Genomic DNA, 15,564 nt, shown 5'->3' with positions numbered 1-15,564 from the left:
CATCTTTTTCTATTCTAGCATAAAACAAACGATAAGTTAACCTTCTGGTTCAGTTTGATTCTGCGTGGTTCCTTGCGCTACAACGCTGGTTTTGTTCACATTTCCCTCATCATATTTGACATTTTTAACTGCAAAATAAATAAGAAAATGTCCAGCTCCTAAAATACATAGTAAGAACGGTAAACTTTTTTCAGGAGGAAAGAATGTTACAGCACATAAAAAACTTAAAATGGAACAAATTCTTCCGGCATTTAACCATAATTCCCTGACAACTACATATTCTACACGCCATTCTCTCGCCTGTTTTGCTCTACCAATTACATCGTATGTCATGGATCCGTACGGAACGAGTAAAATGGGATATGCAACCGCAATACATGCTGCATAAATAAGTAATTTCGTATATGTAACATTGAAAATAACTAAAAATACGACCGCATATAAAATAATGCCACCAAGTAAAATTGCTTTTTTTCGCCATTCTTTCTTTAACAGACGAGTAACTAAATAATAGCATACAAATGATACTGCAGAATTCACTAAACTATACTTCCCTAGTGCTAACTCGCTACCAGATGCTAAATAGACGTATACCGAAATAACGAAAATAAACGTTCCCTCTCTCAAGCCTTGGAAGAAATGAGCACGCGTAATTCTTCCCCAGTTTTCATCAACTTGCCGCTCTTTCAATACTTGCACAATTTCATAGCGTCCTTCACATTCCCTCTTCGATAAAAAAAAGCTTAGAACGACTGCAACCGCAAATAGCATTAACGAGAGGAAGAAAACGACAGTATAACCGCTCCATTTTTCCATACGTGAAATTGTATATCCTGCAGCTATCGGTCCAATCATTCCAGAGAAAGATGTAAGAAGTCCGAGAAAACCGTTAAAAAAATCTCTTGTTTCTGGTTCTGTAATCTCAAATGTCAACAAGTTAAAAGCGAGCCAATAGAAACCATAACCAACTCCTAAAAGGGCTCCCATTAGTAAAATATAGTGAGATGCACTTTTTCCCGCTACTAAAACGACGATAAAAAAAACAGCTAACGTGCCTACACCGATTCGCAATAAAATCGAGCGATCAATACGTTTCGCTAATTTCCCGCCCACAAGAAATGTTAGAGGCTGCAATACAACGCTGGCCAAATTATACAAGCCCAGATTTACATAATTTTGTGTTTGCTTCCATAAATAAATGTTTACAAACGTATTCGATAAAGAAATTGCGAGCGTGTATAAACCTCCTATAACGAGCAATAATACTAAATCCCGATTCACTTCAACATCACCAATTACATGTTTCCACTTCATACACAACTCTCCTTTACTTCATGTTCTAGTCTTCCAAAGACAAGCTCAATTATGTAAAAGGAGAGCATAGAAAAAAGCTAGGAGAAAACTCCTAGCTTTTTTCTAGCTGTATTAACTTCAATTATTTTGCTTCTTGGTAAAGTTTTTCAGCAACGTTCCAATCTACAACGTTCCAGAATGCACCGATGTAGTCAGGACGACGATTTTGGTAATTTAAGTAGTAAGCATGCTCCCAAACATCTAAACCGATAACTGGAGTTTTACCTTCAGTTAGAGGAGAATCTTGGTTTGGAGTGCTTGTTACTTCTAACTCACCATTGTTTACTACTAACCAAGCCCAACCAGAACCGAAGCGAGTTGCGCCAGCTTTTGCGAATTCTGCTTTGAATGCATCGAAGCTACCGAATTTCGCTTCAATCGCAGTTGCAAGTTCGCCTACTGGTTGTCCCCCGCCGTTTGGAGATAGGATTGTCCAGAAGAATGTATGGTTAGCATGTCCGCCACCATTGTTACGTACTGCTGTACGGATTGCTTCAGGTACTTCGTTTAAGTTTGCAACTAATTCTTCAACGCTTTTGTCTGCTAATTCTGCATGACCTTCTAAAGCAGCGTTTAAGTTTGTAATATACGTGTTGTGATGTTTTGTATGATGGATGTTCATTGTTTCTTTATCAAAGTGAGGTTCTAAAGCATCATACGCATAAGGTAAATTTGGTAATTCGTGTTTTGCCATTGTTATATTCCTCCCGGTTTATGTATTGTCACTACATATGTGACCTACAACTTCATTCTACCCTAATTGCCATAGGGTGCAAACAAATAAATCGCTTTGTCTTGCTATCATTAAAGTAGCAAAATTCCCACTTCTTTTCAATTAAAATGCTCATATATTCCGAAAAAAAGCTTCCTTCTACAAGGAAGCTTCCTGCTGACATAATAAACATATGAAATGGATATGGACCCTGTAGGACTCGAACCTACGACCGGACGGTTATGAGCCGTCTGCTCTAACCAACTGAGCTAAGGGTCCACGATTATGTATGTACCATTAAAAACAACTACATTCCCATCGGATATATCGTTTGAAAAATGTAAGATAAATTTACCATATACAAAAGAAAAGTGTCAATTGTATTTTTCTCTACTAAAAGAAGTAAATTAATAAAAAGAAATTTAGTCCTTTCTACTATATGTAAATATAATATATCTTGAGCTTCTCTAGATTCGTACGTTACAATGATTTTACACATACATAAAGGAAGTGAATCTATGTCCATTTTTACACAGCTAGCAAAAAGCGTATATTCGCCTAAAGATATGGCGCTTTTCCGTTTTCAAAAAATCGGTAAAACCATTTTGTATATTATGCTTCTTTGCCTAATCACTACTATTCCAAGAACTTTCTTGTACGGTAGCGTTATTCAAGATGGTGTTAACATGGTAAATAAAGTAATCGAAAAAGATTTACCTGATTTTAAAATTGAAAATGGTGAGCTAACAGCTGATATTGATCAACCTATCGAAAAAGAAGACGGAAATGCCCTTTTCGTATTTGATCCAAATTCAACAGACTTAGAAAAATATCAAAATAAAACAGGTTTATTTGTTTTAAAAGATAAAGTAGTCTCCATGGGGAATGGTCAAACACAAACATACTCCTACAATGACTTATTAGGCGCATCTCTTGAGAAAAAGGATTTACAAGATTTCATTTCGTTATTTGACAGTATTTATCCAATCTTATTATTCGTTATTGGGTTCTTACTGTACTTGTTCCAATTATTTATTACCTTTGTAGGAGTTACATTGCTTGCCTTCATCGGTTCTGCGATGAGCGGTCAACGCAAATTATCTTATAAACAAGTTTGGACATTAACTGCTTACAGCTACACAATTCCAACAATCTTCTTTATGATTATGGATTTATTCAAAATAAACGTACCTGGCGCAACATTCATTTACATTGCAGTTGTTTTAATCGTTCTATACTTAACAATTAAAGAAGTTCCAAAACCGAAAGAAAAACAAGAACTATAAAAAAATGCCTAAATAGGCATTTTTTTTTTGGACAAGCATATATTCCTAGCAAAGGAGTGAAGGATATGAAGAGATTAGGTGTACTCTTATTCGTGCTTGTCCTCGGTTATATATTTTATTACGACATAAAAATCGGTACTTTACCGATGTTAAGTTCATACAAAAAAACCTCTGCTGCCCAAACGATAAAACAAGAAAATACAGATACAAAACAAAATAAAGAGAAAGAAGCAGAAAAAGAAACGGATACAGCTTATAAAGCAATCGAAGTAAAAACTGGCGATACAGTTCTTTCTATTACAGAAGCGATTAATAAGAAAAAAATTCCTTCTATTGAAAAAGTAATTGATGATTTTAAGCAATTAAATAAAAATACATCTGCTACAAAAATCCAAGTTGGAAAGTCTTATAAATTCCCGTTATATCAATAAGCAATCACTTAATCCTTGTCAATTACATAAAGGCGCTGATACAATAGTAAAAGTGAAACCGAGTACTTTGGTTTCCATAGCCCTTTCTCACACATACTATCATTGATGTAAGGGACTAAAATAAGAAACTTCTTTTATAAGGAGAGCGATCAATTCGTGAATGAAATGACTCAACGTACAAAAACACGTCCAGTTAAAGTCGGTAATTTAACAATTGGCGGTAACAATGAATTAATTATACAAAGTATGACGACAACAAAAACACATGATGTTGAGGCTACAGTTGCTGAAATTAAACGTCTAGAAGAAGCTGGCTGTCAAGTTGTTCGTGTTGCTGTTCCAGACGAACGCGCAGCAAATGCTATTGCTGATATTAAAAAACAAATCAACATTCCACTTGTTGCTGATATTCATTTTGATTATCGCCTTGCTTTAAAAGCAATCGAAGGCGGCATTGATAAAGTACGTATCAATCCAGGTAACATTGGACGTCGCCATAAAGTAGAAGCTGTTGTAAATGCAGCGAAAGAGCGTGGCATTCCAATCCGTATCGGTGTAAATGCCGGTTCATTAGAACGTCATATTTTAGAAAAGTATGGATATCCAACTGCTGATGGTATGGTCGAGAGCGCACTGCACCATATTAAAATTTTAGAGGACTTAGATTTCCACGATATTATCGTATCAATGAAAGCCTCTGATGTTAACTTAGCAATTGAAGCATACGAAAAAGCTGCTCGCGCTTTTGATTATCCATTACATTTAGGTATTACAGAATCAGGAACATTGTTTGCTGGAACTGTAAAAAGCGCCGCTGGTCTTGGAGCAATTTTAAGTAAAGGTATTGGAAATACACTTCGTATTTCTTTAAGTGCTGATCCAGTTGAAGAAGTAAAGGTTGCACGTGAACTATTAAAGTCATTCGGTCTTGCATCTAATGCCGCAACACTTATTTCTTGTCCAACTTGTGGTCGTATTGAAATCGACCTAATTAGCATTGCTAATGAAGTCGAAGAATACATCTCTACACTTAAAGTTCCAATTAAGGTTGCAGTACTCGGCTGCGCCGTAAACGGTCCTGGTGAAGCTCGTGAAGCCGACATCGGTATTGCTGGTGCACGCGGAGAAGGTTTATTATTCCGTAAAGGGCAAGTCGTTCGTAAAGTACCAGAAGAAACAATGGTAGAAGAACTGAAAAAAGAAATTGATGTAATCGCTGCTGAAATGGCTGCCGAACGAGAAAAAGAAAAAGAAAAAGAAAAACAAGAACAATAAAAAAAAGGTTGCCCACAATTTTTGTGAGCAACCTTTTTTACATTTAAATTAAAAACTCGTCAGTTATATAACCGACGAGTTCTCTTATTTTGCACATTTTGGACAACGACCATATATTTCGAACTTATGTCCCGTTACCTCATAACCTTTAAAATCTTTATTCATAAAATCCATTGGGCAAGAAGTGATTTCTTTCGTACCACCACAATCTAAACAAATGAAATGATGATGATGTTCCATAATAGAGCACATAAAACGAAAATGTTTTTCACCATTTAATTCCGTTTGCTCTAAAACACCAATTTCAGCAAAAACCGTTAAGTTACGATAAATCGTATCGAAACTAAGTCCTGGATAATCATCCTTCATATGTTCTAAAACATCTTTTGCGGTTAAATACCGATTATGCGCCGCGAATAATCTTAGCATCTCTTCCCTTTTCCCCGTATGTTTATATCCTTTTTCCTTCATTAGGCGTAAAGCTTCTGTTAGATTCATACCTATCCCTACTTTATGCAGTTTTTTTCTTCTTCCATAAAATCGCACCGATTAAAATAAGAACCGCTATCATAACAATTGTACCACCTGGTGCTAGATCAAGTTGATACGAAGCAAACATTCCACCAATTACTGCAATTTCACCAAATAAAATGGAAAAGAAAATTGTTTGTTTAAATCCTTTTGCAATACGAATACTTGCTGCAACTGGTAACGTCATTAAAGATGATACGAGAAGAACACCTACAACACGCATTGATACCGCAATTACAAGAGCAACTAATATAATGAAAATAAAGTGAATCCACTTTGCACTCAAACCGGTTGATACAGCGTATTCCTCATCAAATGATAGTAAAAACAACTCTTTGTATAATAAAACAATCGTTATAATAACTACAATTGCTACTATACCAATAATAATTAAATCCGCACTTGTCACAGCACTTACACTACCAAATAAATAACTAAATAAATCCGTATTGAATCCATTAGCAAGTGAAATGAAGATAACTCCAATCCCCATCCCTGCTGAAAGTATAATCGGAATTGCTAACTCTTGATAATGTTTATATACAGTACGTAATTTTTCAATTAGCAATGCTCCACCGATTGAAAAAAACATTCCCATATATAAAGGGTTTAAAAACCCTCCAGTAAAGATTGTCTTTTCAAGTAATAAACTGGCTGCAATTCCTGATAACGTCACATGACTTAATGCATCCGCAATAAGCGACATGCGGCGAATTACAACGAACACGCCGATAAGTGGTCCGACAAGCCCAATTAAAACACCAGCGTATAAAGAATTACGTAAAAAATCATATTGTAAAAAATCCTGTATCATTATATCCTCCCGTGATGCCCATGTTCATGTTCTAAGCGATGAACATGATGCCCATATAAAATCGACATTTCTGCATCTTCTAACTCTCGGAATTTCTCTACATTCCCATGGAAATGTAGATGCTGATTTAAACATGCAACATGCGTCACCTTCTCTGTTACAGCACCCATATCGTGCGTAACAAGAATTAACGTGATCCCGAGCCTTTTGTTTAAATCCTCTAGTATCTCATAGAAGCTTTCCACATTTTTCACATCGATTCCAACAGTAGGTTCGTCCAAAATAAGCAATTCCGGATTACTTACAAGTGCACGAGCAATAAATACACGCTGCTGTTGTCCACCAGAAAGTTCTCCAATGTTGCGACCTTGAAACTCACTCATACCTACATCAGCAATCGCTTTTTCTACTTTCGCATTATCGTCTTTCGTAAAAAAGCGAAAAAGCCCCTTTTTCGAAACGAGCCCCATTGAAACAACTTCAAAAACAGTTGCTGGGAAACCTGAGTTAAAACTACTTGCCTTTTGGGATACATAACCAACTTTATTCCACTCTTTAAATTTCTTACTATCAATGCCAAACAATCTAATACTTCCTTGCTTTGGTTTTAAAACACCCAATAAACATTTAAGTAAAGTCGATTTCCCTGAACCATTTGGTCCAACTAAACCTAAAAAAGCTCCCTTCGGAACTTGCAAATTAATATCTTCTAACACGTTTCGATCTTCATATCGAAACGTTAATCCTTCTATTTCCAATATATTATTCATATCATCTCACCTATTTTAATTCAGAATGATTCCGATTTATCTCTATTTGAATTATAGTACAGCTTATTATAGTTGTAAACCAATCTGCCTAAAATATATTCTTTATTTCAAGAAACCTTATTATTATAACAAAAAGCAGAGAAGAATTCTCTGCTTTCAAAAGATATTACAATTAAATTTTTAGTGAATTGCTGATTTAAACTTACCACCATTTGTCTCTTGTGTATTCATAATCGTAACAAATGCGTTTTCATCAATTTCATGCACAATTGATTTTAACTTCGTCACTTCCAAACGTGTTACAACTGCATAAATAACTTCTTTTTCTTTATCTGTATAGCCACCTTTAGCAACAAGTTTTGTTGTTCCACGACCAAGGCGGTGTAAAATTGCATTTGATACTTCCTCATATTGATCCGATACGATTAAAACTGCTTTCGTTTCGTCTAATCCTTGAATTACCGTATCAATTGTTTTGAATGCGATATAGTACGTCATAACAGAATACATCGCTTGTTCAACACCAAAAACAAATGCTGCCCATGCAAAAATGAATAAGTTCACAAACATTACGAATTCACCAACAGAAAACGGTAATTTCTTCGTTAATAGAATTCCCATAATCTCCGTTCCGTCTAACGATCCACCATGACGAATAACAAGTCCTACACCAATCCCTAAAATAAGACCGCCGAAAACTGTTGCTAAAATCGGCTCTGTTGTAAATGGCGGTATAGCATGCAACGTTGATTCAATAAATGCTAAAGCTACAATTCCAAATGCTGAAGATAACATGAATGTTTTTCCAATTTGCTTATACCCGGAGTACATAAAAGGAATATTGAGGATAACAACTAAAGTAGAAAAACTTAACCACCAAATATTAGGAGTAAGATAATCTAATATAAGAGAAATACCAATAATTCCACCATCAATAATTTTATTTGGCATTAAAAACAGTTCAATCGCTACCGCCGCACACGCTGCCCCAAAGACAATCATAACTAAACGATATACAAGATGAATAACACTTTCTTTTCGATGTTGCTTTTTCTCCATAAGTCCTCCTTATACTCTTTATCTATAGTTTCGTTCTTATATTATAACATAAGCTTCTTTTCCCCATTGAAAAAATGCACCTTGATACGAATATGTACAAGCTATGCTTACATATATTTCGATAGAAGAACGTGTGAAGGAGGACAACACGATGAACCTCATTAAACAAATTGTGAACAAAAAATTAAATCATATTTCTACAAAGGAGTTATTGAAATATAGTACAGAATACGAAGTTCCAATCACAACTGCACAAGCTGATAAAATCGTTTTACTTATGAAAGGGAAAAACATTAACATTTACGATAATACCGAGCGACTAGACTTGCTAAAACAAATCGCTAAAGTAACTACTCCTGCCACTGCCCAACAAGTAAATACTTTATTTCAGCAGCTATTAAAATAAGGAGGGGAAAATCCCCTCCTTATTGCGCTTTAATTTTTTCAAGAATTCCTTCATCAAAAGTACCATTTTTCAGCATTTCAATTTCTAATTTATATGGTGGCTTCTTATCTTTTTTATCTTCACCTACATACGGCGTTTCAAGAATTTTTGGTACGTGCGTAAGTTGTGGGTGATGCACAATGTGATGCAATGCCTTATAGCCAATATGACCAAAACCAATATTCTCATGACGGTCTTTTCCAGCTCCGCGTACATTTTTGCTATCGTTAATATGAAGTACTTGTAAACGATTTATCCCAACAATTTTATCAAATTCGTTTAACACACCGTCAAAATCATTTACAAGGTCATAACCTGCATCATGCGTATGACACGTATCAAAACATACAGATAGTTTTTCATTATATTTCACACCATCAATAATTTTCGCAATTTCTTCAAAACTACGACCGCATTCTGTTCCCTTTCCTGCCATCGTTTCTAGCGCAATATTAACCGTCTGTTCTGGCGTTATTACTTCATTAAGCCCTTTAATAATTTGTTGAATACCAGCATCTGCTCCTGCACCAACGTGAGCTCCTGGGTGAAGAACAATTTGTGTTGCTACCCCTAACGCTGCCGTTCTTTCAATTTCCATACGCAGAAAATCAACACCTAATTGGAACGTCTCAGGTTTCGTCGTATTCCCAACATTAATAATATACGGAGCATGGACGATAATTTCCTCAATACCGTTTAGTTCCATATGTTTTCTTCCTGCTTCTATATTCAATTCTTCAATTGGTTTTCTTCGTGTATTTTGTGGCGCACCTGTATAAATCATGAACGTTGTTGCACCGTATGAAACAGCCTCTTCACTTGCTGCTAATAACATCTTCTTACCACTCATTGAAACATGAGATCCTATCTTTAACATACAATCACCTCTTCAATATACAATAGATATAATGATAGCATAATTTGTAGAAATATGTAGCGAATTGTTTGTTCACACAAAAGGCACTACATAGATTAAACTGACTATTTAAACACTCTGCACTCTATACTTAAATTAACCCAATAAAGTGAAACTTTAGTCAACGTTTTTTCTACCCCTCACTAATTATTAGTCTGCATTAATCGACTTTCTCTCAAGTAGTGGGATAAAAAAAAATAAGGGAAATCCCTTATCTTTTTTTATTGCTATATTTTTTCTTCACTTTGTCACGTTCTGTTGCAAGTTTTCGTTTATAGTTTGGTTTTACTTTTTTCGGCTTTTTAACAACTTTTGTTGCCATAACATCTAGTCCATCATTTGGTTTTTTACGGCTCTTACGACGACGACGTTCACCTAAATCCGCCCATTCATCTCCGCGTAAATCTACATGCTTAAACTCGATATGACGTTGTTTTTCCAAACTATCTAACGCTTCTTCATTTGCTGGATCATAAATCGTTACCGCAATACCTGAATGACCCGCACGTGCAGTTCTTCCAACGCGGTGAACGAAGAAGTCTAAATCTGATGGAAGTTCATAGTTAATAACATGGCTAATTCCTTCAATATCAATACCGCGTGCCGCCAAATCTGTTGCGACAATGTATTGGAACTCTAAATCACGAACTTGTTTCATCATTTTTCTACGATCACGTGGTGATAAATCACCGTGTATACGTCCTACTTTTAACCCACGTTCTGCTAATCCATCGGCTACTTCGTCAGCCTTCTTCTTTGTGTTTGTAAAGACAATTGCTAAATATGGTTTAAATTGAAGTAGCATATTTTTCACTAATTCAGTTTTATTACGGTGTCTTGAAGGCACAAGGTAATGATCAATATTTCCTGCTGCAACTTGCTTCGGATTAATATGAATATGTTCTGGATTCTCCATATATTTCTTCAAAAATGGTTTTAATTTTTGAGGAATTGTTGCAGAGAAAACTAACATTTGCAGATTTTTAGGCATACGTCCCGCAATTTTATCTACATCTTGAATGAATCCCATATCAAGCATTAAGTCCGCTTCATCGACAATAATAGTATCCGCTTTATAAACAAATAGCGCCTTTTCTTCTACTAAGTCTTTAATACGTCCTGGCGTTCCAACTACAATATGAGGTTGTTTTTTCAACTTTTCAATTGATCGTTGTTTATCAGTTCCACCAATTAAACAGCGTGCTGTAATCATTTGATCTTCTGCACAGAACTTTGTTAGTTTCACAATTTCTTCGTAAATTTGTTGTGCTAACTCACGAGTAGGCGCTGTAATAACAAGTTGTACTTCTTCACGACTTGCATCAATTCTGTTTAATGTAGGAAGTAAGTATGCATGTGTTTTCCCAGAACCAGTTTGGGATTGTCCAATTATACTCACACCTTTTTTCACGACCGGGAAAATTTTCTTTTGAATTCCTGTTGGCTCTGTAAAGCGTAGTTCACGAACTGCATCTATTAAAAATGGTTTAAAATCATACTGTGTAAAAGTTTGTAGTGTCATAAGTTACACCTTCTTTCTAAAATTTCTACTGCGCACAAATCAGTCAAGTCTACATTATATCGAAATCTACAAGTAAAATCCATCTTTAGTTTAGGTTTTTATCTCAAAAACTAACCTTCTTTCCTTCCATTGCATATTGTATGTGTATATACCTAACTGAAGAAAGGAGGATTTCTCATATGTATCCGAAATCCCCAATAGGGCAAATGCATCCTAATCAAGGACATCATTCTTATACACCATACCCAATTCCACAACTACCACCGATGGCACAAAAAAAGAAAAGTTTTCTTTCTAAACTCTTTAAAAAACACGATCCTACGGAGCCTTTCATGCAAATGGTCCCTCCCTATCGGCAAACAGATGGGCCACCGATGATGTACCAGCAACAGCAATACCAACAGCAATACTCACAGCAATATCAACCGTATATGCAGCAACATCCTCAACAAATGATACCACCTCAAATGTATGAATCCAATGACACGCGCGGCGTCGCAACAACTGCAGCTGCGGCAACATCTAGCAGCGGCATCGGAAGCTTTCTTTCGAATCTAATTTCGAATCCAACTAATATGATAAATAATATCGAAAAAGTATCCCAAGTTGTTCAATCTGTAGGACCTGTCGTCGAGCAATACGGTCCAATTATGCGTAGTCTACCAAATATCGTCAAAATCCTCACCTCTGGAAAAAGCACGGAGGAAAAACAAGCTGAAGACCAGCCTAGAGAAGTTGAAGTAGCCACTCCAACTCCTCCACCAAAAAAGAGAAAAAGAAAAAAAATTGTGATTGAACCCATAATAGAAAAAGAATTACCAGAAGAGCCTGTTCAACAAATAGCAACAAAACCAAAACTATATGTGTAACAATCCTTTGTTTTCTATCTCCTCCTCCTTTATAATGTAATGGACTATGCACAAAAGTATCCCTTGTTTAGAAGGAGAGGATTACTCACATGAAGATTGTTAAAATTTCCCCTCGTGGTTATTGCTACGGCGTTGTTGACGCGATGGTTATTGCACGTAACGCCGCATTAGATAAATCATTACCGAGACCCATTTATATTTTAGGTATGATTGTTCACAATAAGCATGTAACAGATGCTTTCGAAGAGGATGGCATCATTACATTAGACGGTCCAAGTCGATTAGAAATTTTAGATAAAATCGATTCTGGTACTGTTATTTTTACTGCACACGGTGTTTCTCCAGAAGTTAAACAACGTGCAAAAGCAAAAGGTTTAACGACAATTGATGCGACTTGCCCAGATGTTACAAAAACACATGACCTTATTGAAGCAAAGAAAGCTGAAGGATACCATGTCATTTATATCGGCAAAAAAAATCATCCAGAACCAGAAGGCGCAGTTGGTATTGCACCTGATATCGTTCATCTTATCGAAAGAGCTGATGATTTAAAAACATTAGAAATCCCAACAGATAAAATTTTAGTTACAAATCAAACAACAATGAGTCAATGGGATGTTCAACATTTAATGGAGGACATTCAGAAAAAATTCCCAACAGCAGAATTCCACAAGGAAATTTGTTTAGCAACTCAAGTTCGCCAAGAAGCTGTCGCTAAACAAGCTGATGTTGCAGATTTAACAATTGTTGTCGGCGATCCGAAAAGTAACAACTCAAACCGTTTAGCACAAGTATCACAAGAAATCGCTGGTACGAAAGCATACCGCGTTGCAGACGTAAGTGAAATCCAATTAGAGTGGCTACAAGGTATCGAAAACGTTGCAGTTACAGCGGGTGCTTCTACTCCAACGCCAATCACAAAAGAAGTTATTGCTTTCTTAGACCAATATGACCCGATGAATCCAGCTACATGGGATAGAACTCGAAATGTACCACTTCAAAAGATATTGCCACGTGTAAAAGTAAAAAAACAACAATAACAAAAAACCGTTGCCTACATGAGCAACGGTTTTTATTTTTCTTATACAAACGTGAATGGATCTGTATGTAACTGCGAAGCATGAATTTGTACATTGAATTTCTTTGCATCTACTTTTTCTTGCAATTGTTTTTGTACACCTTGCTTCATTACTTTTTCAACGTTATGCCCTGGATCGACTATATTTAAACCAAGCATCATCGCATCATGAGCAACATGATAATACATATCACCTGTTACATATACATCTGCCCCTTTAAATTTCGCTTGGTTTATATATTTATTACCGTCACCACCAAGTACAGCTACTTTACGCACTTTATCATCTAACTTGCCAACAACTCTTGCACCCTTCACATGTAATGATTGTTTCACATGCTCAGCAAACTGACCAAGTGTCATTTCTTCTTGTAAATACCCTATTTTACCAAGACCTAAAGTTTCACCTTTATTATCAAGCGGATATACATCATATGCCACTTCTTCGTACGGATGAGCTACTAACATCGCTTTAATAACTTTTCTTTGTAGTGAAGCAGGAATAATCGTTTCGATACGTACCTCTTCCACACGCTCTAACTGTCCAGTTTCCCCGATATAAGGATTTGTCCCTTCTCGAGGGATAAACGTACCTACCCCTTCGCTACCGAACGTACAGTGGCTATAATTACCGATATGACCTGCATCTGCATCTCCAAGAGCTTTACGCACTTCTTCTGCATGGGTTACTGGAACAAATACAACAATTTTTTTCATTTCTTCTGTATATGTAGGAGCTAATACTTCTGTATTTTGTAACCCTAACGCATCAGCAAGTAAATCATTTACCCCGCCCTTAGCAATATCTACATTTGTATGCGCTGCATACACCGCAATATCATTTTTAATACACGTTTCAATAATTCTTCCGTACGCCTTATCTGTATGAATCGCTTTTAATGGATTAAAGATTAAAGGATGGTGCGCTATAATGATATTCGCTCCTAATTGGATCGCCTCGTTCACAACTTCCTCAGTTACATCTAACGCGATTAATACGTGCTGCACAGGTTTATTAAGCGCTCCAATCTGTAAGCCAACCTTATCCCCTTCCATCGCTAAATGCTTCGGATACATACCTTCAAACAAAGAAATAATTTCATGGCCATTCGGAATTTTACTCATGATAAAACCTCTCCTATCATTTTCATTTTCGCATCTATTTCTGCACGCTTCGCTTTTGTCTCTTCAGACTCTGCTGCACGCTCTAACTGTTTTAAAATATTTTGGAAGTTTTTCAATTCTCCTTCCCACTTTTCAACAAAAGCTTCACTTTTTTCTTTTATTAGAAATGGACCCATAAACAATTCAGCTTGTTTATTTTCAGAGTAAGGTACTGCTGTATCTCCTCGCTCTCCGACTAAAATCTCGTAAATCTTTCCGTCTTCTATTACAATTTTCTCACGGATAAGCTCCCATCCATTTTCAATAAACCATTCACGAATATGGTGTGCTGCAATATTCGGCTGTAAGATTAAACGTGTTACACCTTCTAATTTTTCTTTACCACTTTCTAAAATGTCACGAATTAACGCTCCACCCATACCAGCAATCGTAATAACATCTACTTCTCCTGGTGTAATAACAGCTAATCCATTCCCTTTACGAACGTCTACTTTATCTTGTAAGCCACTTTCAGCTACAGTTGCTTGTGCAGAGCGAAACGGTCCATCTACAACCTCTCCTGCAACTGCTTTTGTAGCAATATTATTTATAATTGTATAACACGGTAAATACGCATGATCCGATCCAATATCAGCTACTGTAGAGCCTACCGGAATCTCCCTCACAACTTCTTCTAATCGTTTCGAAAGCTTTACTTCATTCATGTATTTCCATTACTCCTTCTCTTGTCAGTCTGTCTCCATGATAATGAATTTATAGTAGTTGTTGCAAGCCCATAACAATACTTCAATTCTCTATTACTAATCGTATTTTAGATAGTATAGAAAAACAAGCCTTTTGCAAAAAGCAAAAGACTTGTTTTTCTATACTTTATCCCGCATTAACGGGCAGTAAGACTCCACCTCAAAATTCGGCTAGAACAAAGAAGTTAGGTGGGAGACCAACTGCCCGTAAACGCCCGATTGGTGAAGGCTAATAATCAATGGGGATGAACCCCCCACTGATTAAAGTTTCACTTTATTTTTTCTTCGATAACCAATCAGCTACTTTTGCCGCTTGATCAGCTGGAACTATATTTGGCGGCATGTTTCCTTTTCCTTTTGAAAGAACTTCTTTAATTTCATCTTTTGAAAGTTTCCCACCAATTTTTTGTAAATTAGGTCCTACCGCCCCTTGTAACTGATCACCATGACAGCTCGTACAGCTTTGCTTTACAATATCCTCTGGCTTTGATGCTGTTTGTGCTGGTTTCCCGCCATTTTTCGCATCAGCTAACTCTTTAGATTTATTTAGCCCCTGAAATGAAAATACAAACATAACGATAATACCTAATGCTGCAATAAGAGCGAACGGAATCAACGGATTACGTTTCATATCT

General features: G+C 36.3%; 17 protein-coding genes and 1 tRNA gene. 6 read left to right on the top strand and 12 right to left on the bottom strand.

The window, feature by feature from the left end; genetic code table 11:
* Positions 1-36: 36 nt before the first annotated feature.
* The 3 genes from JTF23_RS15740 to JTF23_RS15730 all read right to left on the bottom strand — a co-directional run bounded on the left by JTF23_RS15740 (position 37) and on the right by JTF23_RS15730 (position 2,344).
* Positions 37-1,314 carry an MFS transporter gene (locus JTF23_RS15740; protein ID WP_016106171.1) on the bottom strand — a complete coding sequence of 426 codons (1,278 nt, stop codon included), beginning with the start codon at positions 1,312-1,314 and terminating at the stop codon, positions 37-39.
* Positions 1,315-1,435: 121 nt separating this feature from the next.
* The gene (gene sodA / locus JTF23_RS15735) at positions 1,436-2,047 is read right to left on the bottom strand and encodes a superoxide dismutase [Mn] (protein ID WP_001052029.1); all 612 of its coding nucleotides are present in this window, start codon (positions 2,045-2,047) and stop codon (positions 1,436-1,438) included.
* A 223-nt stretch (positions 2,048-2,270) separates the two neighbouring features.
* Positions 2,271-2,344 (bottom strand) — tRNA-Ile (locus JTF23_RS15730).
* Between the two features lie 239 nt (positions 2,345-2,583).
* Between JTF23_RS15730 and yqgB the strand changes: the two genes are divergently transcribed.
* The 3 genes from yqgB to ispG all read left to right on the top strand — a co-directional run bounded on the left by yqgB (position 2,584) and on the right by ispG (position 5,057).
* Positions 2,584-3,351 carry a protein YqgB gene (yqgB, locus tag JTF23_RS15725; protein ID WP_002034056.1) on the top strand — a complete coding sequence of 256 codons (768 nt, stop codon included), beginning with the start codon at positions 2,584-2,586 and terminating at the stop codon, positions 3,349-3,351.
* Between the two features lie 65 nt (positions 3,352-3,416).
* A complete protein-coding gene (locus JTF23_RS15720) occupies positions 3,417-3,782 on the top strand; it encodes a hypothetical protein (RefSeq protein ID WP_078180616.1) in 366 nt (121 codons plus the stop codon).
* Between the two features lie 165 nt (positions 3,783-3,947).
* Positions 3,948-5,057: a flavodoxin-dependent (E)-4-hydroxy-3-methylbut-2-enyl-diphosphate synthase gene (ispG, locus tag JTF23_RS15715; RefSeq protein ID WP_162208025.1), complete on the top strand. Its 1,110-nt coding sequence runs from the start codon at positions 3,948-3,950 to the stop codon at positions 5,055-5,057.
* Positions 5,058-5,141: 84 nt separating this feature from the next.
* On the opposite strand, the gene JTF23_RS15710 is transcribed toward ispG, so the two are convergent.
* The 4 genes from JTF23_RS15710 to JTF23_RS15695 all read right to left on the bottom strand — a co-directional run bounded on the left by JTF23_RS15710 (position 5,142) and on the right by JTF23_RS15695 (position 8,231).
* A complete protein-coding gene (locus JTF23_RS15710; protein ID WP_002067192.1) occupies positions 5,142-5,555 on the bottom strand; it encodes a Fur family transcriptional regulator in 414 nt (137 codons plus the stop codon).
* A gap of 13 nt (positions 5,556-5,568) precedes the next feature.
* Complete coding sequence (locus tag JTF23_RS15705; RefSeq protein WP_002160460.1) at positions 5,569-6,402, bottom strand: metal ABC transporter permease; 834 nt, start codon at positions 6,400-6,402, stop codon at positions 5,569-5,571.
* Positions 6,402-7,172: a metal ABC transporter ATP-binding protein gene (locus JTF23_RS15700; protein ID WP_002111871.1), complete on the bottom strand. Its 771-nt coding sequence runs from the start codon at positions 7,170-7,172 to the stop codon at positions 6,402-6,404. Before JTF23_RS15700 ends, JTF23_RS15705 begins: the two co-directional genes overlap by 1 nt.
* A 180-nt stretch (positions 7,173-7,352) precedes the next feature.
* Positions 7,353-8,231 carry a YitT family protein gene (locus JTF23_RS15695; protein WP_002015168.1) on the bottom strand — a complete coding sequence of 293 codons (879 nt, stop codon included), beginning with the start codon at positions 8,229-8,231 and terminating at the stop codon, positions 7,353-7,355.
* Between the two features lie 151 nt (positions 8,232-8,382).
* On the opposite strand from JTF23_RS15695, the gene JTF23_RS15690 reads away from it, so the two are divergent.
* The gene (locus JTF23_RS15690) at positions 8,383-8,637 is read left to right on the top strand and encodes a DUF2624 domain-containing protein (RefSeq protein WP_002160459.1); all 255 of its coding nucleotides are present in this window, start codon (positions 8,383-8,385) and stop codon (positions 8,635-8,637) included.
* A gap of 19 nt (positions 8,638-8,656) precedes the next feature.
* Here JTF23_RS15690 and JTF23_RS15685 read toward each other — a convergent pair whose 3' ends face one another.
* Complete coding sequence (locus JTF23_RS15685; RefSeq protein ID WP_002138366.1) at positions 8,657-9,553, bottom strand: deoxyribonuclease IV; 897 nt, start codon at positions 9,551-9,553, stop codon at positions 8,657-8,659.
* Between the two features lie 250 nt (positions 9,554-9,803).
* Positions 9,804-11,114 (bottom strand): DEAD/DEAH box helicase, encoded by a 1,311-nt coding sequence (locus tag JTF23_RS15680; RefSeq protein WP_204209128.1) that lies wholly within the window; start codon positions 11,112-11,114, stop codon positions 9,804-9,806.
* 179 nt (positions 11,115-11,293) lie between these two features.
* On the opposite strand from JTF23_RS15680, the gene vrrA reads away from it, so the two are divergent.
* Entirely contained in the window at positions 11,294-11,983 is a 690-nt protein-coding gene (vrrA, locus tag JTF23_RS15675) for a VrrA/YqfQ family protein (protein ID WP_078172802.1), read from the top strand.
* 89 nt (positions 11,984-12,072) lie between these two features.
* Complete coding sequence (locus JTF23_RS15670) at positions 12,073-13,023, top strand: 4-hydroxy-3-methylbut-2-enyl diphosphate reductase (protein WP_002111876.1); 951 nt, start codon at positions 12,073-12,075, stop codon at positions 13,021-13,023.
* A 41-nt stretch (positions 13,024-13,064) separates the two neighbouring features.
* On the opposite strand, the gene JTF23_RS15665 is transcribed toward JTF23_RS15670, so the two are convergent.
* The 3 genes from JTF23_RS15665 to cccA all read right to left on the bottom strand — a co-directional run bounded on the left by JTF23_RS15665 (position 13,065) and on the right by cccA (position 15,560).
* Positions 13,065-14,186: a Nif3-like dinuclear metal center hexameric protein gene (locus tag JTF23_RS15665; protein WP_204209127.1), complete on the bottom strand. Its 1,122-nt coding sequence runs from the start codon at positions 14,184-14,186 to the stop codon at positions 13,065-13,067.
* A complete protein-coding gene (locus JTF23_RS15660) occupies positions 14,183-14,890 on the bottom strand; it encodes a tRNA (adenine(22)-N(1))-methyltransferase (RefSeq protein WP_016106174.1) in 708 nt (235 codons plus the stop codon). The genes JTF23_RS15665 and JTF23_RS15660 overlap by 4 nt, the downstream gene beginning before the upstream one ends.
* A 313-nt stretch (positions 14,891-15,203) precedes the next feature.
* Entirely contained in the window at positions 15,204-15,560 is a 357-nt protein-coding gene (gene cccA / locus JTF23_RS15655; protein WP_002111879.1) for a cytochrome c550, read from the bottom strand.
* Positions 15,561-15,564 lie beyond the last annotated feature (4 nt).

The organism is Bacillus sp. RIT 809 (assembly GCF_016892495.1).
Lineage (GTDB): Bacteria > Bacillota > Bacilli > Bacillales > Bacillaceae_G > Bacillus_A > Bacillus_A cereus_U.
Note: the sequence above shows the minus strand (reverse complement) of the source record. Positions and strands in the feature narration are given on the sequence as shown.